General features: G+C 57.9%; 16 protein-coding genes. 2 read left to right on the top strand and 14 right to left on the bottom strand.

The features are described from left to right. Positions 1-3: 3 nt before the first annotated feature. From NA78x_RS18755 to NA78x_RS18790, 8 genes are read right to left on the bottom strand one after another with little or no spacing between them, the layout of a single operon-like run. Positions 4-975: a hypothetical protein gene (locus NA78x_RS18755; RefSeq protein WP_425613905.1), complete on the bottom strand. Its 972-nt coding sequence runs from the start codon at positions 973-975 to the stop codon at positions 4-6. After that, the gene (locus NA78x_RS18760) at positions 975-3,365 is read right to left on the bottom strand and encodes a glutamine amidotransferase (protein WP_425613906.1); all 2,391 of its coding nucleotides are present in this window, start codon (positions 3,363-3,365) and stop codon (positions 975-977) included. Before NA78x_RS18760 ends, NA78x_RS18755 begins: the two co-directional genes overlap by 1 nt. After that, positions 3,362-7,285 (bottom strand): DUF4175 family protein, encoded by a 3,924-nt coding sequence (locus NA78x_RS18765; RefSeq protein ID WP_425613907.1) that lies wholly within the window; start codon positions 7,283-7,285, stop codon positions 3,362-3,364. The genes NA78x_RS18760 and NA78x_RS18765 overlap by 4 nt, the downstream gene beginning before the upstream one ends. Continuing rightward, positions 7,282-9,393, bottom strand: a complete 2,112-nt coding sequence (locus NA78x_RS18770) for a BatA domain-containing protein (protein ID WP_425613908.1) — start codon at positions 9,391-9,393, stop codon at positions 7,282-7,284. The genes NA78x_RS18765 and NA78x_RS18770 overlap by 4 nt, the downstream gene beginning before the upstream one ends. After that, on the bottom strand, positions 9,393-10,373 hold the full coding sequence (locus tag NA78x_RS18775; protein ID WP_425613909.1) for a DUF58 domain-containing protein: 981 nt from the start codon (positions 10,371-10,373) through the stop codon (positions 9,393-9,395). Before NA78x_RS18775 ends, NA78x_RS18770 begins: the two co-directional genes overlap by 1 nt. A 20-nt stretch (positions 10,374-10,393) precedes the next feature. After that, positions 10,394-11,362: an AAA family ATPase gene (locus NA78x_RS18780; protein ID WP_425619462.1), complete on the bottom strand. Its 969-nt coding sequence runs from the start codon at positions 11,360-11,362 to the stop codon at positions 10,394-10,396. Positions 11,363-11,421: 59 nt separating this feature from the next. Further along, on the bottom strand, positions 11,422-12,249 hold the full coding sequence (locus NA78x_RS18785; protein ID WP_425613910.1) for a DUF4159 domain-containing protein: 828 nt from the start codon (positions 12,247-12,249) through the stop codon (positions 11,422-11,424). Continuing rightward, positions 12,246-14,894: a peptidase MA family metallohydrolase gene (locus NA78x_RS18790; protein ID WP_425613911.1), complete on the bottom strand. Its 2,649-nt coding sequence runs from the start codon at positions 14,892-14,894 to the stop codon at positions 12,246-12,248. The genes NA78x_RS18785 and NA78x_RS18790 overlap by 4 nt, the downstream gene beginning before the upstream one ends. Before the next feature lie 169 nt (positions 14,895-15,063). On the opposite strand from NA78x_RS18790, the gene NA78x_RS18795 reads away from it, so the two are divergent. Both NA78x_RS18795 and NA78x_RS18800 read left to right on the top strand, forming a co-directional pair. Further along, a complete protein-coding gene (locus NA78x_RS18795; RefSeq protein ID WP_425613912.1) occupies positions 15,064-16,017 on the top strand; it encodes a hypothetical protein in 954 nt (317 codons plus the stop codon). Between the two features lie 3 nt (positions 16,018-16,020). Next, positions 16,021-16,989 (top strand): hypothetical protein, encoded by a 969-nt coding sequence (locus NA78x_RS18800; protein ID WP_425613913.1) that lies wholly within the window; start codon positions 16,021-16,023, stop codon positions 16,987-16,989. Here NA78x_RS18800 and proS read toward each other — a convergent pair. The 6 genes from proS to NA78x_RS18830 form a co-directional block, all read right to left on the bottom strand. Continuing rightward, on the bottom strand, positions 16,970-18,484 hold the full coding sequence (proS, locus tag NA78x_RS18805) for a proline--tRNA ligase (protein WP_425613914.1): 1,515 nt from the start codon (positions 18,482-18,484) through the stop codon (positions 16,970-16,972). The two genes, NA78x_RS18800 and proS, sit on opposite strands and share 20 nt — an antisense overlap. A gap of 165 nt (positions 18,485-18,649) precedes the next feature. Further along, a complete protein-coding gene (locus tag NA78x_RS18810; protein WP_425613915.1) occupies positions 18,650-19,096 on the bottom strand; it encodes a hypothetical protein in 447 nt (148 codons plus the stop codon). Positions 19,097-19,271: 175 nt separating this feature from the next. Continuing rightward, positions 19,272-20,240, bottom strand: a complete 969-nt coding sequence (locus NA78x_RS18815) for a hypothetical protein (RefSeq protein WP_425613916.1) — start codon at positions 20,238-20,240, stop codon at positions 19,272-19,274. A gap of 254 nt (positions 20,241-20,494) precedes the next feature. Next, positions 20,495-20,872, bottom strand: coding sequence for a hypothetical protein (locus NA78x_RS18820; protein ID WP_425613917.1), 378 nt, complete (start codon positions 20,870-20,872; stop codon positions 20,495-20,497). 10 nt (positions 20,873-20,882) lie between these two features. Continuing rightward, a complete protein-coding gene (locus NA78x_RS18825; RefSeq protein WP_425613918.1) occupies positions 20,883-21,539 on the bottom strand; it encodes a metallophosphoesterase family protein in 657 nt (218 codons plus the stop codon). A gap of 3 nt (positions 21,540-21,542) precedes the next feature. Continuing rightward, a complete protein-coding gene (locus tag NA78x_RS18830) occupies positions 21,543-22,394 on the bottom strand; it encodes an alpha/beta hydrolase (protein ID WP_425613919.1) in 852 nt (283 codons plus the stop codon). Positions 22,395-22,411 lie beyond the last annotated feature (17 nt).

Genomic DNA, 22,411 nt, shown 5'->3' on the forward strand with positions numbered 1-22,411 from the left:
TCGCTACTTGCCTGCACTTTTGGTACCGCCGAGTTTGGCGAGTTTGACCAGCAGGGTTTCCAGCCGCGTGAAATACTCTGCTTCACCAAGGTTCGGCTTGCGAGCACGCAGTGCGGCCAATTCAGTTTCGAGCTGATCTCGTTCCACTCGAACGGCCGCAGGAATAGCCTGTTCTTGCTCACTGCGAACCAACACGAATTGGCTGGCTAGTGTGCTATCGACTGCCGCCCCCGCTTTGGTTTGCTTGACGACTCGTAAGCCTTGAAACCAATCGGCCGGTGTCCCCAGTTTGTCGCCATTGTCGTCGATCAAGGCGTGCTCGGTGGCGAGACGCGATTCGCTGGCATAAAACTCCCGCAGCTTGGCACTGGCGGCCAGGTAGGCTTCGAGAAGTGAAGTCTGATCGTCTTTGTCCAAGTCGACAGAGCGGTCAGCGATAGACGAGGACAGATAGTCGCCAAAGCGAGCGAAGTTGTATTCATGCCCACTCTTCGTCGCCGTAATAATCACGCGATTGGGCCCCGATAGTTCCCCGAGAAACGGCCCACTGGATGAAGAGCAATCGATGACTGCCAGCGGCGACGTAAGCGGCTTGAGCATTTCCTTCAGTTCACTGCTGCTGAGATCGGGCCCGCGTAGATTGAACCGTGCAACTTTGCCGTCGTAGGTTCCGTGGCCAATCATCACTAGCCATACGGGCCGTGGATCTGGCTCACTAGCCAGCTTGGCGATGGCCTGCTGCAAGCGATCTCTGTCGGGGTTCTGCTCTAGCGAATCGAGCCCAATGACGGTGAATTCGACTTTGCCAGACTTGGCGGCAGCGATCCACCGCCCGGCCCAATCACGAAAGGGCTGTTCGAACTCTTCCCCACCGGAAGCTCCCACGACAACGATTACATGGGGACGAGTCCCCTCGTGGGCTGCACTCGTTGCAGTAGACGCAAATAGCAATGCGGTCACGAGCCAGTAACGCATTACGCAAGCCCTTTCCAGCGACGCAAGCCCCACTCGCCTACGAGGCAGCCAACCGCGATGGCCAGCACCTGCCACTGATGCCAGAGGGGATAGGTCCATGTTTCGACATGCGGAATCTTCCGGTTTGGCAAACTGGAAACAAACGACGACAGGTTGTTAAGTGATATCACTTCGCCGCCGCTCTCTTCCGCCAGGCGTTTGAGGAGTGGCTGATTGCCGGCTAGTTCACGAAACTCATCGGTCTCGGGCTCGACTGACCAGCCCGTGTCGCGGCGACCAACATCGCTGCCATCGGGAGCAGTGACAACGACCGATGCGCGATAGGCTCCAGCAAGTCGCGGCACGAACGAAGCGCGATACTCGCCGGCAGACTGCTCGCTACTCTCGGCAGCGATGGTGAGTTCGCGTGCGTCAGGTGTTTTGATCGAAATCGATACCTGCGCGTTATCGAGCGGACGAAACTGAGCGTCCCGGGCACGCACGATGATTTCGCGGGCCGGGAGGCCTGTGCCTGCCGATCGCTTAGTTTCCACTTCCACAGGCTGAGGTACATCCGCCACCAACCAACGAATCGTTTGTCGCCAGGCTTTCTCCAGATCACTGGGGGCTTGTTCTGCGCGGCGAAGCTCCCAGCGCCAAAGATCGCCGATAAGTAACGCGCCGACACGTCCGCGACCGAAAGGTTGAACCGCGAGCGCTGGTCGCGAAGTGCCAGGCCCGGTTTCCACTTCAGCCAGGACTGACGCGCCAGGCTTGATGGCTTCAATACGATTGAGCGAACGAAAGCCAGGCATCGAGGTAAGTCGCTCTTGTTCATCTTGCTCGTTAGCCCGCACCCGAATCCAGGGTTGCAACCAGCCTTCGCGGGTGAGCTTCAGTTGGAGAGGCTGTGGATTAACTTCAGGCGCGCCGCGATCCAGATAAACCGGCAGCATTTCGGCCACTGGCGTTCGGGCGTAACCGCCTTCGCCGAAGGAGCCTTTGCCCCCCATCATCAGCAGGCCACCGCCGCGCTGGCTCACAAACTGCTGCAGTAGGGAAAGTTGATCCTGCGTGAAGAACGCTGCCTCCATGTCATCCAAAATGATTGCGTGAAATTTGAATAGATCCTCGGAATCTTTGGGAAAGCCTCCCCGCAGTTCGTCTTTGTCTTGAGTTCCCAACCGCAGCAGCACCGCTTCGTCGTATTGCTCGGCCTGTTCGTCATTCTTGGTGCCGAAGCCGCGGAACAGCGGGTTGGTGCTCTCATCGTTGCGGCCGCGAAAGCTGAACTTCGCTTCCTTCTTCGCGACACGGACCAGACTAACAAGATTCACTTCGTCGTCCTTGGCCTCTGCGCGCCGCAGAAATTTGAACTCCCAATTCGGTAACCCGGAAACATAAAGCACTCGATAAGGACCACCACCACGATCGACAGTTGCCAGTCGGTTGTTGTTTGCCAGGGTGGCCTCGGCCGAACGGGCCGAATCGGCTGCCAGTTCTTCTTCGCCGGCCAACGAAACCTGTACGCGGTAGAAACTGACTCCGGGCTTTTCTGGCTTGATAAGAAAGCGGTGCGAAAGTGCCTCGCTATCTTTCTTCACGCTTAAGGTTTGTCGTTCCACTTCTTGGCCCTGCTCGTCCAACACTCGCGCGGTAATCTTTCTGCCGGCCAGCGACTGCGTGGCAATCTCGGCGGCAATCGTGACCGGCGCTGCTTCGAAGTTTGTCTGGCTGACGGCAATACTAGATAGTGAGAGATCCAGCGAGGGCGAAGCGGAGGCAAGCGACACAGGATAAATCGGCGGCAGTTCTTTTGCGCTCAGGGCAATACCCTCCAAGTCTGTCGCGTTGCCATCGGTGAGCAGTAGAATGCCCGCGACAGGCTTGCCTCGGTAGCGATTGGCCAGTTGAGCGAGCGTCGTCGAAAGGGCTGAGGCTTCGCCGGTGAAATCGAGTTGAGTGAAATCTTGCGCAGGCTGCAGTTGCGTATCAAACGTGTACTTGCGCACGTCAAAGTCTTGAGCGAGTCGCGTCAGCCAACCAGAGTCCGGCGAGAGACTCTGTTGCAATTGAGTGCCGCGAGATTCTCGCTCGCCGTGATTGGCCAGTTGCAGACTGCGACTGTTATCGGCGACCACGAGAAACAGGTTACTGCCTGGACTGGGGCGTGAGCCGCGATAGAGCGGATCGAGGAGGCAGATCGCCAGCAAGATCACCGCTGCTGCTTTGAGTAGCAAGCAGACAATACACAACCATGATGGCGAGGAAGTTCGCAAGTACGACCACACGAGCAGACCCAGCGCCAGTGCGGCGAGCACGACTGCGGCACCCAGCCACTGCCGCGCACCGAGTATAATTTCGGCGAGCGGAAGCGCGATGATCGGGCTGTCAATCAGTCCATCATTCATTTGCCACTCCCGAGTCGTTCGTAGTACTTCCGCGTCTTCTCGGAGTACTGGGGTGGAACCGGGTCGCGATCGAGTGGCACTAGTGCCTTTTTGGAAGTTCGCTTGAGGACTTCTTCGGCAACTCGCTGCTCGAGTTCTGCCAGCGGATTCACCAGTTGCTCCCGCACGAGATCCCAATTCGGCGGTGCCGAGTGACGCTTGCTTTCGGCTCGCACAGCACGTGCCCGTTCGCGAATCCTGGCAGCATCTGCCCGCAATTCTGGATCACCCACCATTTCTTCCACGTCTCGCAACCGGTCGGACCATTCGCGGAATCGTTCGCCCGTCAGCGGGCCCGCTTGCTCCTGACCATCGCTTTCGTAGGGGCCAGTGAGACCGCCCGATGGATTGGCCTGGCTGCCACCTCGCTGATTCTGCTGGCCGCTTCGTTGGCCCGGCTGCTGCCCAGCTTGCTGGCTCTGCCGTTGGCCCGATTGTTCGCCCTGTTGTTCGCCCCGCCCCGGATTGTTGCCGGGCTGACCCTGTCCCGGTTGAGAGCCCTTTCCTTGTCCTCCCTTGGCTTCACCCTGAGCAGCTCCTTTACCTTGCTCACCTTGCTTTGGCTCGCCCGGGCCACCTTTCCCTTGACCTTGGCCGGGCTGCTGCCCCTGTCCCGGGTCGCCTTTTTTGGGCTGTCCATCACCACCGTTGCCTTCGCCGGGCTGGCCACCTTGTCCTTTGCCGGTGTCGCCCTGCTGCCCTTCTCCCTTTTTGCCTTCGCCTTTGCCCGATTGTTGCTCGCCAGGTTGTCCGCTCTTGGACTGTCCTTTGCCCTGTTCGCCCTTGCTTGGCTCGCCACTCATTGGCTGACCAGCTTGCCCTGGCTGAGGGCTACCCTGTTCATCGCCAGCTGGTGAAGGAGCTTCTCGCTGCAGTTCCTGATTCAGTTCACGCGAGAGTTGCTGCAACTCTTCGCGCGCTCGACGCAAGGCTTCGGTCTCATCGCCGAGCACACCTTCGGCGGCTCGCTCAATTCCCTCGCGTAGCTGCCTCAGCCCTTCGCCCGCGACGGCTTCTTGCTTCTGCGCATCCTGATTCAGGCCTTGCCGCACCGAGCGCTCGGTCGCTTGCAAGGCCTGCTCGATTTTCTGATCGCGCAGATTGCGGGCCGTTTCATAAAGTCGTTCCGAAAGAATTGGCTCGGTGGCTTCCGCGCGCTCGATGGTCTCCCGCATCTGATCCTGCAAGCTCGATAGCCGCTTCCGTTGCTCGGCCAACTCCTGCGCAAGAGGCTCGCGCGAACTCTCTTGCTCCTGAAGTGAAGGCTTCTTTGGCTTTTTGACTTCCGTCGTTTCTTTCAGCTGTTCGGCGACTTCCTGCTCTTTCTGCTCCAGTTCGCGAGCCGATTGCCGCAACTGCTGGACCTCTTCGCTAAAACGGTCGGCTGCTCGCCGACGGAACTCTTCTCGCATTTCTTCGAACTGTTGCTCGGCGCGAGTGCCTGCGGCAGCGGCCTGACCGACCTTTTCTTGCTGCAACGCTTCTGAAGCACGACGCACCTGATCGCGCGTTTCGTCAAGCTGTTGCTGCTGCTCCGCCATCCGCTCCTGATTTTCCGGCTGATCGAGCCGCGCTTGCAATTCGTCGGTGTCTTGCAAAATCTGGCGCTCTTCGTCCTGCAGCCGTTGCAACTGGCGACGAATCTCTTCTTTCTCGGCTGGTGTTTGCGCCTCTTCGAGAGCCGATTGCAGCTCCTTTAGCCGATCGTTGAGGTCGTGCTGCCGCTGCGCAAGTTCACGCAAGCGATTCAGCACTTGGCGATTCTCACGATCAGCTGCGGACTCCTGCTGTTGCTGCTCCTGAGCGGCTCGTTGCGTTTCGTAGCGATTCTCTTCCTCTTTCAAGTCGAGTTGCTGCAACTGCTCTCTCTGCTGTTGCGAGCGTGATTGCTGCGAACTTTGCTGACCTTGCTGTTGTTGCTGCTGCTGACGAGTTACTTCATGCTCGCGAGCCCGCAACTTGAGCAACGCTTGATACGCAGCTTGCTCGGCCGCGAGTGCCACGGGCAATGGCTCGCGGACCGGCCCATCCTGCGCTAACTGCAACTGCTGGGTTGCCCTCTGCATTTGTTCGAGGACAGCTTCGACAAATGCGAGTGATTTCTCATCTTCGAGCTTTTCGGCCAAGGCCGTCGCCTGTTCCTGGGCAGCCGCCTGCGAGAGGCGAATCTGCTCGACGTCACCCGCAAAGGCAGGTGTCAGTTGATCGCCAATTTCTCGGCGAATGATCTTCCAAGTCGCGTTGATGATGTCTTTTTGCAGCTTAGCCAGTTGCTGAGCATCTTGGGCGTTCTGACCCTGACCTTGTTGTTGCTGCTGTTGTTGACGCTGCTGCTGACCACTCGGAGGCTGCTCGCCCTGGCGAAAGATCTCTTCGAAGGGCCGCACTTCGGCAAAGTACATATCACTTTGTGTTCGCCGTACCTTGCCGCTCGGGTCGTGATCTTCGGCCCACCAGTAATACGACAACAGTTGATCGGGCTCAGCCTTCATTTCTTCGAGTCGCAATTGATGCACCAACTCATGCTTTTGCTTGGCGGCGGCTTGTTCGCTGAGCACGATCTCTTGCAAAGGCTGGCCAGCGATCGAGTAAGTCAAGCCAACCCGCTTCACACCGAAGTCGTCCATTACACTCGCGCGGATATCCAACTCTTCGAGCGCGGAAACCTCGACATCGCGAGCGGGGAAGGTCGGCTTGAGTGTCGGTGGTGAATTGGGCAGCACATTGATCGTGAACTGATCCTGCTTTTGGTTCTTCCGCCCAGCATCGTCGACCAACTCAAGCTTGAGGCGACGAGACTGCTGCAACGTCAGCGATGCTTCATAAATCAGGGGTTCCGTGGAACTGGCAACCAGTTCGATGGGATCGCCTTTGCCATCAGCGCGACTGTTCGTCAGCCTGGCGGAAGCAACCGACTTGTTGAGGCGGAATTGCAACGTCAGTTTCGTTCCTTCCACCGCCGAGACCGTCCGCACATCTTGAATCAGCTTTTCTTCGAGTCCTGTGTACTGCGGATAAACTAGCTTGGCGTCCGCACGTTCGAGTTTGGGATACTCAAAAACAGTAACGCGATACTTTGGGGACGATTGCCCATCGGCAGTGACAAAGTATTCCAGCGGTTCCATCACGACGGGGATGCGGCCACCGAACACCGGATCGGCAAGGCTGGGGGGCATCGGCAGGACCTGCTCCTCACCAGTCGCGACAGAGTAGTGCAAGGTTGCTTCGCTGGGCATGCGACCCTGGATGCGAGCGAGCACCAGCAGACTCGTCCCACGCTCGATCTCGGTAGTGCCCGGCTCCACGGCCATTACAAACTCTTGTCCCAAGGGCAAAATAACGGAGGGCGCTGCGGTTGGTTGACTGCCGCGTGGCGTTGTTGCCGTAAAGAGCGTAGCAAAGAAGATCACAAGAAAGAGTGCAAAGGTGACCACGTTGGCCAAGGCACCGACAAGCAGCTTTTGTCCCGAGACAATATTGCCCCATTGGTTTCGGTAGGCATGCTGCAATGCATCTCGCATCACGCTCACCTGCAAATAGCCAAATTCCCCATTGTGTAAATCAGGCCGTTGCTGAATGGCAGCCAGCAACTGTGTATGAAGTTCAGGAAAGGCAGCTTCGACGCGCGAAGCGAGCCACGCGTAGTTGCGCGGGGAAGCAATCGTTTGCCAAATCACGACGCCAGCGAGTACGATCGCCCCAACGACGAGCAGGCTCGCGGGGATCGCGGCGGACGAAGCCGTTTGCAGTTTCCACGCGAGCAGCAGGCCACCGGCTAGGGCCGCGACCAGCCACACGAGTGCTAAAAATTGAAACAGCCGAAGCCAGCGGTGACGAACGGCCACGCGGTCGAGTTGGGCAAGTAACAGTTGCTGGATCATGCCACGGCCTCCGGTGCGATGGCGGCCGCGCGCGAAGTTCGCCCGGCCCACCACGTTTCCAATATCACAAAGCTCAAGCAGCCCACAATCAACCACCGCCACACTTGCTGGCGACATTCGAGTTCCGTATCTCGTTCTTGCCGCTGCCGCGAAAGTCTGTCGGCGGCACTTACCGACTTTTCCAACTTCAGTCCCAGTTGTTCCAGCTGTTCGGTTGCTAGGGGAACAGTATCGCTTTCGCTGGCGGCGAGATTCACGGCAAAGCGGAATTCTTCCTTCCCACTACCCGCCTGATAGATGCCAGGCGTAGCGGTCTCGCGAAACTGCGTCTCGGCTGGCTCTACCGAAACGCGATGGCCGGCAGGCGTTTGGATTTGAACATCGTTTTCGCGATTGGCCGGCAATGCGACTGGGCCGTTGACGATGGTCCCGGCCAGTGACGCGGTTCCGCCGGCAGCCTGATCGAGCAGGCTGCCGATCAGCGGCAAGAACTTGCTCGAAACGGCCAGCTGACTTTCTTCGGGTTGCCATCCGCTGGTGAACGCCCAGACGCGACCTTTGCCCAGACTCCGTTCTAGCAACCAGGCATCGCCATTATCGAAACTGGCGAATACGCGAGTGGAAGGCTCAGCCTTTTGATCTTCCGTATGCACGCTCACCGGCCGATGTCGCCAAAAGTGAATTCGAGTGAAATCGTTGTAGCGCGGGTTAGCGAACGGCACAAACAGCGGATGGGAAAAGTCAATTTCACCCAAGATTTGAAAGTCGTTTTCGCCACGCTGCTCGGGCTCTTTGCCAAATGCCAGATCGGGAAAGAACTCTTTCATTGCGACAGTTGCAGCCTGATCGGGCGGGACAAGGACCAGCGAGCCACCCTCTGCGACGAACGTCTTCAGCTCTTGCTGCTGCTTGGCTGTGGTCGCTTTGGAAACAACGACGATCTGTGGCAGAGAGGCAGGAGATAGAGCAGCATCGTCTGCACTGGTTGCGTCGATCGCCACTTGCCGCAGCGGATCGCCGTCGGTGGCCAGGCGCAAGTAATACTGGAGTCCTTGGGGATCGTCGGCCGCGTCGCTGCCCCAATAGACAAGCGCGATTTGCTGCTGACGGAGCGGAACCACATAAAAGGCATTGTCGAAACTTGTCGCGTCGCCACGCAGCACCACGCGGTCGGCGAGCAAGTTGTTCATGGGCCGCGGCAACTTCACCACGCGACTTTGACCCGGCGGCACATACACAGCCACCTCCCCTTCGGTCGCTTTTGGCTGCTGGGGGTTATGCCAATGGACGAAGAACTGATCCTTGGTGGAATCGGCGGCATTGACAACACGCACGCGCGGTTCCGTTTCGGTGTCTTCTTCGTCACTCGCCAGGAGTTGCAACGTCGCATTGCTGTTTTGCTGGAGCGAAACTGGCTTGGTAACGACCCGGATTTTGTCTGGCCATTCGAATCCTTGCAGCGAATCGAGCTTGCTGCCTCGCTGAAAATCGCTGATGACGACCAACTGGGCCAGCGCCTGTTTCTGGTTGACGTCGGTCGCGGCATCGAGCTCGCTGGCAATCGCGGCCAATGCGCTGCCCAGGTCGCCAGCTGACCAGGTGGGTTGCAGATCGGCCAGGGACTGGCGAACGATTTGGGCGGGAGGCACGGTGCTTGTTTTGTCTGGCGTGGCAAAGCCGACGATCGTCTGCACGCGATCGGCAAACGTGTAGAGCGCCACTTCATCGTGAGGCGCGAGGCCAGCGAGTTCCTTCTGGGCCGCGGCGATGGCCTGCTGCCATAGATCGCCCCGCTGCATGCTGGCGCTCGTATCGATGACAAGTGCCACACGACGTTGGGGCAAATCGGTGATCGAGAGGAGCGAAGACTCGCGCAGAAATGGCCTCGCGAAGGCAAACGCGAGGAGCGCGAGCGCCGCGAGTCGCATCAATAGCAGCAGTACCTGGTCGAGCCTGCTGCGGCGCGTGAGCCGCGGCGGCGTGGGCGCCAAGAACATCAGCGAACTGAATTGCTGCTTGCCGCGCGGCGTACGGCGAACGAGGTGAAAGATCAGCGGCAGAGCAAGCCCAGCCAGCCCAGCCAAAAACAGTGGTGCAAGGATGCCCATCAGCGGCAACCTCCGCGATGACGGGCAATCGCACGACCGCGGCGCATCCGCGACTGCAGCAAATCGAACAGGGCGTGTTCCAGTGGCTTGTTTGTTGGCAAATCGTACAGGTCAACTCCCAGCCTTTGGCAAATCTCTTTCAGGGCTCGTGCATGGGCGGTGAACTTCGCCTGGTATTGTTGCCGGGCTTGATCGGGGTCGATATACAACTCGCGCCCCGTTTCCACATCGAGAAACATGGCAGCTTCCTGAAACGGAAAATCGATCTCAGCCGGATCGAGAATCCGTAGCACTGCCACTTCGTGTCCCTGCGTGCGCAAGTAGCCTAGCTCTCGCTCCAGCGACTCTGCTGGCGCCAGCAAGTCGGAAAGGAGCACCACCAGTCCGCGTTTGCGTGCGGTCTTGGCGACTTGTTCGAGCGGAGCCTTCAAGTCGGTCGCAGTTCCGGCGGTAGCTCGTTCGAGGGCCACGAACAGGCGATGCAAGTGTCCCGGGCGAAATCGCGCGGGAAGATACTCACGAATACGATCGTCAAAGGTAATAAGCCCGGCAGCATCTCGCTGCAGCGACAAAAAATACGCGATCGTCGCCGCGGCTGTCTTGGCATACGTGGCTTTGTCGTAACTCAGGGACGAATAGGCCATCGAGCGACTGAGGTCCACGAGCAAGTAGCAGCGCAGGTTCGTTTCGTCCTCAAACCGCTTCAAGTAATAGCGATCGCTGCGGGCATAGAGCCGCCAATCCAGATAGCGAGGATCGTCGCCGGGCGTGTATTGCCTATATTCGGTGAATTCGACACTGAAGCCGTGATAGGGGCTGCGATGCATGCCGCTGAGGAATCCCTGGACGACCTGCCGCGCGCGGATCTCAAGGTTCTTAATTCGCATCAGCGTGGCGGGATCGAGAAACGACGATGCGCGCCGCGAAGCGGCCTTGGACGCTGCGGCGGGAGTCGTCGAATCGGGAGCACCGGTGGGCATGAAAGACCTTGCGGCGAAAACTAGGTGGGCTTGGGCAGGGGAACATAATCAAGCAGGCGGGTAATCACTTGCTCGACGGTGATTCCTTCGGCTTCGGCGCGGTAGCTAACCAATACACGATGCCGCAGCACGGGATAGACCACCGCGCGAATGTCTTCGACAGTCGCCAAACTGCGTCCCTGCAGTAGCGCTCGAGCCTTGGCTCCCAGCACCATGTACTGCGCCGCGCGAGTTCCCGCGCCCCAGCTAACCCAGTCGGTGACGAACGGCGGCGCGTTCGTCTGTCCGGGCCTGCTCGCAGCGGAGAGGCGAACGGCATAGCGCACCACCTCGTCGGCAATCGGAACTCGTTTGACGACTTCGTGAAAGCGACGCACATCTTCGCCCGTAAAGAGCGGCGCGATCGGTTCAGGCTTGCGTGACGTGGTTTGTTTTACCACGGTCACTTCGTCGTCTTCCGGCAAATAGTCGATCATCACGTTGAACATGAAACGATCGAGCTGAGCCTCGGGAAGCGGATACGTACCTTCCATTTCGATTGGGTTTTGCGTGGCCAATACGAAGAACGGCTCTTCCAGCGGATATCTCTGGCCAGCGACAGTCACCTGGTGCTCTTGCATGGCTTCTAGCAAGGCGGCTTGTGTTTTTGGCGGCGTACGATTGATTTCGTCGGCCAGAATCACGTTGCCAAAGATGGGCCCCTTCACGAACTGCATCCGGCGATGGCCGTCAGAGCCTTGATCGAGAATCTCGGTGCCGGTGATGTCTGCGGGCATCAGGTCGGGGGTGAATTGAATGCGTTGAAAGTGCAGGTGAAACACCTGCGCGATCGACCGGACAAGCAACGTCTTGGCCAGACCGGGCGCGCCGGTAATCAAGCAATGGCCGCCCGCAAACAGGCTGATGAGAAGCTGCTCGACGACCTCCGACTGGCCAATGATCACTTTCGACAGTTCTTTGTCGATGCGGCTGCGGCTGCCGCGAATCATCTCGACAACCTGCTGTTCCAACTGAAACGAATCGAGTTCCGTAGACACAAGAAAGTCCTTTAGTGAGTCATGGCGTACGTCACGATGTTAATGCCCATTGGATACGAATACTTCTCCGACATCTCTTTGAAATACTGCGGGTCCATCCCTTCCCGCTCCCAACCATCGCCCAGATCGGTGTTGTGGCAAATGATGACCATCATCCGGCCTTCATCATCGAAGATTGCGCGGTAATGAGCTTCTTCCGCGTCGTAGCGCTCCGTGGTCAGGCCGTTGTACCAGGCGTGAATGCTGGGAACCTGAGGCTTCTTTTTCAGGTCATAGACGCAGTGAAAAATCTCGTGCTCCAGCGGCAACTCAACCGGCTCGCGATTCGGAAAGACGCGTTTCATGTTCTCGTACAGATTGGCGTATTCGTCTTCGCCCCAGAAATCATCGACCATTAAGAAACCACCGTTGTTCAGATATCGCCGCAGAGCGACCACCTCTTCTTCACGTAGCCACATGCGACCAGGCTCGATGATGTAGATGAACGGATAATCGAAGAGAGCGTCGTCGGTGAGTTCGAGAATCTTGCCGTTCGGATCGACTTCGAGCGAAGTCAGTTCGTGCAGTCGATACGAAAAGTTAAGGTCACTGTCGGGATAGTCGGTGGCCCAGCCTCCGCCGCCGCGACCTCGACCACCGGTCGATTCATACCGAATGCGTACAAAGGTAAAAACGTCACTCTTGAACTGCTCGTCGTTCTTCCATTCGGGCACGCCGTTGCGGTCGACATCTTCGGGCCGAATATCGCGGTACCAACGGCTGCGTTGGGCGATGGCGAGGGCAGTCGTCGAAACGAGAGTGACAACGAACAGCAAGATGCAGCGTCGAAAGCGACTCATTGTGATTTCTCCGGCACAGCGGGAGTGGTGGGCTTCTCGGCGGGCTTGGCAGATTCGTCTGGGAGAGGAGGCGTGGGGACAGCAGCCACCAATTCGAGCAACAACTTCTGCGCTGCCTGATAACGGGGCGTCTCTTCGAGTGCCAGCAGTGCCTCGCGTTTGGCTTCGACGAACTTCTTCTGTTTCTGCAGCGAGGTGGCAAGATTGAAGTGAAGTTCGGCCCGATCGAAAGGATCGAGCAAGAGAAGTGCCCGGTAGCTGTCTGCGGCAAGGACGGGATCATTCAGCTGTTCCGCAGCGGTTGCTGCCTGGCGATGAATGGCGGGGAGAAGTGGACTCACTGCCAGCGAGCGAATCGCGTACTTTTTTGCAGCTTGCCAGTCCTTGGCTTCGACAGCCAATTCGTTTAGTCGCGTGAGCATATCGAGATCACTGGCCGAGAGCGCTGCGAGCTTTTCGAGAGCTGCCCGCTCTTGCTTTGTATCCTTGGCCTCGCGATGAACCCGCGCGAGGATTGCATAGGGGCCACTGCCACTTGCATCCTGGGGATAGAGTTCAATCATCTTGTTGAGGGTTGCTTCAGCCGACTTCCAGTCCTTGGCAAGCAGTTGCTGGGCTGCGAGCCTTCCCAAGGCGACATAGTTATTCGGATGGTCCTTCAGCCAGGCACTGATCGCATCGGCGGAGGCACGTTTTGGCAATTCGGGCTCTGCCCAATCCGCTTTCGGCGCCATCGCTTTGGCCTGTTCGCGAGCGTACTTCTCAAACTCGGCATCGAGCGTGGCGATTGAGCCCGTGTATCTGCCCAGGGCTTCGTTGATCGGCATGCCAACACTCAGATCGACCAGCACCCTTTCGAGTTTATCGCGGCCGTACTTCTCGATGAAGAACTTCACGACTAGCGACGATTCGAAATACGCGAATTGCAGATGCGCGGGCGAGGGAGGGCTGAGGAAGGCACCACTTAATTTGCTGACGGGAGTCAGATCGTCGCCGAGGAGCATTTCGCGAAAGCGGGGCGTGATGGCTTGCCCCCAGGTGGGATCTTCAGCCCCTTCTTCATAGACGGAAATACCTTCACTCAGCCAGCGCGGCATCTTGTTCTTGGTTTTGGTGAGCGTGACGACGTGACAGAACTCATGCCAGAGAGTTGCTTCCCAACAGGCGGGAGAAGTGCCTTGCGAAGCAGGACTAGGGGCCGTGATCACTGTCCCAAAGCACACTCCGAGAAAGCCGCTGCCGCCGGGCATGCCGAAGGTGCGAATCGCAAAGTCTTGCTGGCGGGGGAACATCTCGATAATGATGGGCTGGTCGAGCGTGACTTTGTACTTGGCACAAAGATCCTGCTTTGCTCTTTGAAGAAGCGCGAGGACTCGTTGGCCATAGATCTCCGCCTCGCGAGCATCCATGCGAAGCTGCAGACCGTCGGCTTCCAGCGTTTGAAACTTGGCCAGATGCTCTTGCAGCGTTACCAAGTTATGCGCGAGGACGTTGTAGGCATCCGCTGCGTAGACTTCCTCCGCCAGCTTCAGCCCTTCTTCTTCTTGACCCAAACGCAGCAAATCTTGAGCGAGTTGCATCTTGGCAACCAGATACTTAGCGTCCAGCTTCAGCGCCTGTCGTTGATAGGCCGAGCCTTCGGCGAAGCGATACTTTTGCGACAACTTTTGGCCAATGACATAGTCGACTTCAGGATTCGTCGGCCAGGACTTGAGTGCTACGGTGCGTAGTTGCTTTTCCTGGTCGAGTTTGTTGCGCAGGTGGGCGATGACCGCGCGGTAAGCAAGTGCCCGCGGCTGCTGCGGATTGATGCCTAGGACTTGCAGCAGTTGCTTTTCGGCATCGTCGTATTGTTCGGAGTCGATTTGCTCGTTGGCGACCATCAGCAGGCCGGCCACATGCCGCGGATTGATTGCCAGCGTGGCTTGTAGAGCAGCTTCAGCTTTCTTGCTGTCGCTGGGGGCGAACGCGCGGGCGATGCCAAAATGAGCCTCGGGGTTGGTCGCATCCAGCTTGGCGGCTTGCTGAAACGAGTCACCGGCCAACTTGTAATCGTGCTTATCGAGGGCGAGATCGCCGATCGCGAGCCAAACATCGACGTTGGCTGGCTGTCTGCGTTTGACTTCATTATAGATCTTGGTCAGCACGTGCTTGGGATCAGTCTGCTGGCTGAGCATCCAGCGACCCACAACGATTTGGTTCACCAAATCCGAGTAGCGCCACGGAGTCTGCTGCAGCATCGTCAGCACTTCTGCATCGAACTTGTCGGCTCGTTCCAGTTGCTGGGTGTGCCGACAGACATCGCCACCTAGCCAGCGAAGCTGCACGCTGGTCGTCAATTTGGCGAGCGCCGCATCGAGCGACTTCGCTGCCTCGGCATAACGGCCAAGCATCATCTCGGCTTGAATCTTCAGAACCCAAGCCGGCTCGTGATACTCGTTCTGTGCGGTGAGTTCAGCGGCTTGCGCAATGCATTCGGCGTATTTGCCGGTCCGAAATTCCAAGGTCGCTTCGGCAAGATCGGCAGCGGATGCACGAACAGTCAGCGAAAGAAATACAACGATGACCGCAATCAGAAAAGGGAACTTGCCCGGACCGCGAGAAGTGCGGCTGACCACGTATCCGTTACGCTGGCGAGCGAGCATGCAATCGATCCTCATGGCCACCGAGGGCTAGACCGAGACCCATGAATTCTATTTCATCGCGCGGCGAGGTACTACCCTTCCACGCGAGCCGGAGGAGAATTTGTCGCCGGAATCGTCGAGCACTCGTGCTCTGGATTCATTCGCCACCGAACTTGGTTACGCTGTTGTGATGAGCGACGAACAACTCACCGCCAAGCTACACATCAAACCCGAACTCAAGGCGGCGGTTCCGCCGTTTATCGAGCGACTCTGGCACAGGTCCGTCTTCGTCCCGTTCGTGCCCTCGCTGATCGTGATTGCCATCGCCAATGCCGCTGTGGCCGAACTGATGGATGAGATTTCGCCGCAAGATGCGGCCTCGGTGATTGTGTACACCAGCTTTGGGGTGATCTGTTCTCAGCTGGGACTGCTCAGTATTGGTATTGCTCTCGGCGATCAACCATTTTGGCGCAGAATGGCCATCGGTTCCGGCCTTGGCTTGCTGCTATTTGCCTGCTGGTGGTGCGGCTTTGCAATCACGGCGGAATTCGACGGCGTAAATGTGCGAGACCTGGTCAAGCGCGAAGCGGGCCAGGCGATCTGCGCTTTACCACTTATTTTCTTGGCAGCTCAAGCACCACTTTGGCTCATGCGCACCGCGTTCGGTTGGCGATTATTGCCCGGCAGAGCGAAAGACATTCATGGCCAACCAGTCTATCCGCATCCCGATGAAAAGCTGAGCCTGCGCGATTTGTTTACTGCAACCGCCGTAGCCGCGGTGAGCTTGAGCGTGCTGCGACTCGCCCCGCTCGAAACCGGAAGTGCCAGGTTTCAGACATTTGTCATCACCCTGGCGATCAGTTGCCTGGCCACCGCGACGGTCTCGCTCGTGAGCACCGTACCGTTGCTCCGACTGTTTTTCTCGTTGCCACTTTCGCTCGCGTGGCTCGGTTGGCTGGGCTACGTCACGATGGTCGCACTTGTCCTGCTCGTCGTTCCCCTCTCGGGCTTCATGGGCATGAGCCTCGATTCGCGGGAACTAATTGGCTACTTCGCGGCCATTTACGGCTTCGCCGTCACTCTCGGCAGCGGGGCCACCCTTCTGCGCGTATGCCGTTGGCAGTTGCAGCGGGGGAATGGATGACAAATGAGCAGGAGACTCGAACGGCTGAACGGCAACGAACCACGAAAGTGGTATCAGCGTTCCTTGGGCCATTCGATGGGACTATTGCTGGTTCCTGCTGGCTTGGTGAATCTAACGCTGGTGATTCTTGCCAATGAACGAGGTTCGGGGCAAGACTCCGGTATTGGACAGGGATTGGCGGTGGGCTTGGTATTGACGCAAGCTTGTCTGATTAGCGTGGGCATTGCGCTCGACAGTCAGTCATTCTGGCGTCGACTGCTTATCTACTGGAGTTACCTGTTTGGCCTGCTTGCCTGCTGGAGTGCCGGGTATGCCCTCTGGTTACTCGGTGACGCCAGCCGCGACACGACAGAAAACTGGAATCAACTTCGCAAGGACTCAGGCTTGCTCATGTGCTTGGTGCCGCTCGTCTCCATCGCCATGCAAGTGCCGCTCTGGATCGCACGTGCGCTCTTCGGCTGGCGAATTGTGCTGCATCGGCAAGGAGTTTCTTCGAACCATGCGGCGCAAGATGAGCGCCTGGCCCTGAGCCACTTTTTCATCGGTACGGCGATTGTGGCCATCGCCTTGGCAGGCTGGCGAGCCGTCGGCAGTTTTACGCCGGTGACGCCGCAACAATTGGTGCGTGCACACCTGATTCTCTGCGGATTCGCGTTGGTAACGAGCGTACTGGCGGCTGTTCCTTTCAGCCGCCTGGCCTTGGGACCACTCAAAACTGACAGCGCATTTCTAATTCTCGGCGGCTATTCAATCGCAAGCACCATTGCCCTCACGAGTTTTCTCAGCAGTACCAGTGGTGACGTTGACGTATCAGGGGCCTGCTTGTGCCTCTTTGGCTTCTTCTCGGCCAGCTTGCTGGTGTCCATGATCATCCTGCGCAACTGTGGCTGGCGGATGATTTGGAACGGAGCCACTTGGACCGCGTCGAACTCCACGAACAGCCCAGAGTCCGCTAATACGACTTCGCAATGATCGCCCGCTTGCTGGTGGGCTGGCCGGTGAAGATGCACTTGCCGGGAACATCTTCGAGACCGAGGGGCATGTTGCGAATGGTCAGCTTGTGTTGTTTTAGCAGCGCGTCGACCTCTTTGTTCTCGGTGAAGTGGCAGAGCGCGTAACCGCCGTGAATCTCCGGATCCTTCTCGTTTTTCGGCGTGAACCAGGCGAGGAGTTCGTCGAGATTATCGATGGTGCGCGTATTGTCTTCGCGCATCTTCAGGGCTTTTTGAAACAGGTTGTCCTGAATGGCTTGCAGGCGGGCAGCGATGGTGGTGACAAGTTCGCCTCGTTCGACGCCGGCCTTTTCGCCCGTATCGCGACGAGCGAGAAACACGCCGTTTTTGGCAATGTCTTTCGGGCCGATCTCGGCTCGCAATGGCACACCGCGTTTGATGTGATACCAGACCTTATCGCCGCCGCGAATGTCGCGGTCGTCGATGTGCACGCGAATCTTCGTCTCCGCGAACATCTGCCCTTCGAGTTCCTTCTTCAAGCTCTGCACATACGGCAGCACGGCAGCCTTCTCTTCGTCGTTGCGATAGATGGGGAGCAGCACGATGTGCTTGGGAGCCAGCTTAGGCGGCAGCACCAGGCCGTCGTCGTCGCTGTGGGTCATGATCAGGCCGCCGATGAGTCGCGTCGACACACCCCACGAGGTGGTCCAGGCTAGTTGCTCGGTGCCATTCTGATCCTGAAACTTGATGCCCTGCGCCTTCGAAAAATTCTGCCCGAGAAAGTGGCTGGTGCCGGCTTGCAGGGCTTTGCGGTCCTGCATCATGGCTTCGATCGAATAGGTGGCCACGGCGCCCGGAAATCGTTCGCCAGCGGTCTTTTCGCCCTTGATGACCGGCATGGCCATATAGTTCTCGGCGAAGTCGGCGTAGACGTCGAGCATCTTCATCGTCTCTTCGCGCGCTTCGGCTTCAGTTGCGTGGGCGGTATGCCCTTCCTGCCAGAGGAACTCGGTAGTGCGCAAAAAGAGCCGCGTGCGCATTTCCCAGCGGACGACGTTCGCCCATTGATTGATCAGAATGGGCAGGTCGCGGTACGACTGCACCCACTTGGCATACATGGCCCCGATGATCGTTTCGCTGGTTGGCCGCACAATCAGCGGTTCTTCCAGCGGGCTGGCCGGCTGCAACTTGCCGTTGGCATCGGGCTGCAGCCGGTGATGCGTCACGACTGCGCATTCTTTGGCAAAGCCCTCGACGTGGTCGGCCTCTTTTTGCAAGAAGCTGAGCGGAATGAACAGCGGGAAGTAGGCGTTCTCGTGGCCGGTGTCTTTGAACATGCCATCCAGTACGCGCTGAATGTTCTCCCAGATTCCCCAGCCCCAGGGCTTGATCACCATGCAGCCGCGAACGTCGCTATTTTCGGCCAGATCAGCAGCCTTGATGACCTGCTGATACCACTCGGGATAATCGTCGGCACGGGTCGGTGTAATCGCGGTCTTGGCCATCCTAGTCATTCTTTCGTGGCGGCAGACCTCCGGGTCTGCCTTGCTTCCAAACAATCAACGCCTATCGTGGCGGCAAACCTGTTGGTCTGCCGAACTGCGAACAAACGGCAGGCTGTTCGCAGGCCAGATTGTAAAGGCCAGCCGAAAAACGAGGGAGAGGGGAATGGCCAGGGCCTAGTGTTCAACAATCTCTGGAGGATCTAGATCTGCGCCCAGCATCCGCTTGATCTGCGCGACTGTCGCACGAACCGAGTCGAGATCGCCATCCGCAGCAAACTCATTGATGTCATCAAGAAGCCCGCTCATGCCCTCTTTTCCAACCGGCATGAGCGCTTCGAGCATGTACCAATTGTAAACATGAATCAGCAGGTCATACGTAGCTCCGCAACTGATCGGCCGACTTGGGTCGCGCAAGAATCTCTCTGTTTCGGCGAGCCAAGTCACTGCGGCTCCAATCCCGTCGACATAAACATGAAATGTTGCGCCGTCGATCATTTCTTTCGCCGCATCCGGATACTGCTGCCGAAAGCTGGCGCGGGCCAGTTCGATGCGAGAAGCATCTCGCCGCATGACGGCTTCTGCAGCCTGCAATCGCCGCTCTTTTTGCTCGTCACAGTCCATGCTATTTCGTCCTCAATTCAAAGTCGTAGCCAACGTGCTTCTCCTTCGCCACGTCCACTTTTAGATTGGCAATATTCGAGATGTGGATCGGCTCCAGCAAGGGTTCGTTCCCATCCGGCCGATCGTAAAAATCCGTTTTCGCGATAAATGAGCACCCGGTCTTACCCAAACGGATCTACGGCAGATTGCGGAGGAGGTGCTGGCGGCGCTGCGACGGTTGGTTTGCGTCATTGCCCTCGAGAATATCTGGCGACGGAGGCGATTCCGCGGCTGGTTGGTCCCCCGCAATCGGAATGCCGGCGGCGGTCAGCGGGGCATCGAAGGCCGCGCGCGGACTGTGCGTCGTGAGGAATCCACCCACCGGCTTATCGTCCACAAAGATCTGGGCTGAAAAGCATTCGAAACAGATCACCAGATCGACCGTTTTATCTCCCTTCACAAGCCGTAGTCCGTGACGGGGGTTAAAGCAGGCAGCCACCAATCCTGGATTATTGGCTGTTGCCTCGCGGAGAGTGGCAACCAATTCTTCACGCACGGAGGCGTCGCGAATCGCTGTTTTTCCCAGCACCGACCAGCCGCAGAACTGGGGACGGTCTTTGCTCCCTTTCGCTCTGAAATCTGGGTCCAGCGAATAGAGCACCATCGACTCCGCGTCAGTCAGCGCGCTATCCGCCGGTTCCGGAATTTTTTGGGGCGTGTATATCTGATTCGGCTTCAACGGGCCCGCCACGATGGCAGCTGACTGAGGTCCGGAAACGCGAACGAGAAGCGTGAATCGCTGCAGCGGGTTGAACATCAGGCGGACGGCCCAGTCGTTGTCATCCAAGGCCTCGGCAAACAGTGTCTGCGCCACTTCGTCCTGATTGGGCCACTCCTCGTTCTCTAAATACAGGCTAAACGAAATGTCGGGGTCACCACGCTTCGGCCATTGCTGAGCCAATCTTTCTAGCACGCCTGGCAGCTTCGTCCGATCGCGGATGAATTGGCGATCGAGATCGAGGAACGGAACCTCAACGACGGCGGCCATTGCCGCGACATCCTGCTTCCGGATTGCATCGAGATACCGCTGCACGACATCCTTGACTACGGCTGGCGGCTCAGTTTCGATCTTTGCGACTCGCGTGTCGCTTCTCGTAGCCGTCATTGCAGCCTTTTCCACATTCGCCGTTTCCGACCGTGGCGTTTCGCTGGTTGGCGACGTGGCGCTGACTGTCAACGCTTCGCTGACTTTTGGCGGAGGCGCTGCGCGCTGGCAACCCATTCCTGAGGCAACGAAAAACAGCACACAAACTGTTTGAAACCAGAGTTGCCTATACATGTGCAGTCCTGTTCGGAGAGTTGCCCCCGCGATCAGCATACCAGCAGTAGCAGCCTTCGATCAAACTCGCCGGTGCGGCCCTACTTCGACTTCAACTCAAAATCGTAGCCGTCTTTCTTCTCCTTCGTCACGTCCACTTCTAGGTTTGCAGCGTTGCTGACGTGGATTGGTTCGAGCAAGGGCTCGGTTCCCATCGGGCCAAACTTGCCCGGCACAACGCGGCTGGCCGTGACTTGTACCTTGCTCTTACCCGGGCGGACCTTGGCCGTGTAGGTGCCGTTTGTCACCTTGCCCGGTTCGGAACCAAAGCTGGGGTCAGCGGGGACAAACAGCAGATCGGCTGATTCCAGCGGCGCGCCGTCGAGAGTCACCTTGCCCGAAATGGGAAGTGTGGTGGCCGCAGGCGTGCAACCAGCAATTGCGAGGCAAAAGCAAACGATGAGCAGGGAACGTGGCATGGCCTGAGACTCACGATAATGTGGAAGGGTTGGATGAAGCGCCGGATGGGGTTGAAGCCGTTGCCACCGACGACATCGGCACTAACTCGGACGTTTTTGTATCAAAGGTGGCGAAACAGCCGTCGCAGAGTGCTTCGACCACGACGAAATAGCGGCCTTGATCGAGTTTCACAGGCCGTTCGCCGTGCCAGTCGATAATCTCTTCGGGCGAAGCCAGCACCCACTTGTGAAAATGCCCCGCAAACATCAATCGCTGAGGGACTGCATTGAAAATTCGCCAGAGCTTGCCATGCTCATCGGGCGGGCCGTCGTAATACCACAGATCGAACAGGCTCTCGGGATTGAGCCACGGCTCGACGTGCGAGAAATAACAGCCTTCGATTTCGAGCGACGGTCGCAGCCTGCGCATGAATTCGAATACGGCCGGAGAAAACTTGCGCTGCATTTCGATGGGTGGATCGACGCACAGTCCATAATCATGGTTACCCCACACACCCACGACGTTCGCCTCGAGCAGCAAGCGACAGGTCTCTTCGAGTCGCTGGCCCATTTCGATCACGTCGCCGATCATCACAATCTGGTCGACTTTTTCTTGCTTTAGACGCGCAAGGGCGACTTCCAAGTGTTCCACGTGTTCGTGAATGTCAGTAATCAGTCCGAGTTTCATGCGTTACTTCTTCACCGCTGGTGCAGCTGGTGGCAAGTAACCTTGGGCAACAAGGAAAGCATCGACTCGGTCCGTTGTCGCCTGCTGATGAGGCGGCCGATTGAAGAATCCATGTCCTACACCCTCGACGCGCATCATTTCTGCTTTGATACCGAGTTCTTTGCTTCGCGAAAGATATTCATCACCTTGCTCGATCAGATTGTCATCAGTTCCGTACATTAGCAGCGTCGCCGGCGAGTCTTTCGTCAGGTGCTGTGTGGGAGAGATGGCTTTGGCCAGTTCTTTGTCGTTACCCACGCGTTCCGTCAGGTTGGCAACATTGAAATTGAGCACGGGGTTATACAATACGAGCAGATTCGGTCGCGAAGAGACAGATTGGTTCTCATCTTTCTCATCAAGACCGGGGCAGAGCGCCGTGCTCGCGGCAAGATGACCGCCCGCGGATCCACCAGCACCGACGATCTTGTCGGGATCAATTCCCAGCTTGGCGGCGTTTTGCCGAACCCACCGAATGGCCGACTTGGCATCACGAACGCAGGCATCGGGCGTGACGCCGTGCCGCGACTTCACGCGATAATCGGCACATACCGCGACCATACCACGGCCGGCCAGATGCTTGGCCTGTGATTCGAACTGGGTGACCTTCCCGTTGTTCCAACCGCCTCCGAAGAAGAACACAATCGCCGGGTACTTCTTGGTAGCTTGCCAAGCTGCTGGGCGATAGACCTGCAGCGTGAGTTCGGCCTCTTTGGTCTTCTTGTACGCGTGCTGTACTGGTGCCGTTTCGTCCTGCGCCTGTGCGAGCGATGCAGCGCTCAGCCAGAGAAAACTCAAGAGGCAAATCGATCGCAGCATGTTCGCACACCTTTCCG

The organism is Anatilimnocola aquadivae (assembly GCF_049819085.1).
Classification (GTDB): domain Bacteria; phylum Planctomycetota; class Planctomycetia; order Pirellulales; family Pirellulaceae; genus Anatilimnocola.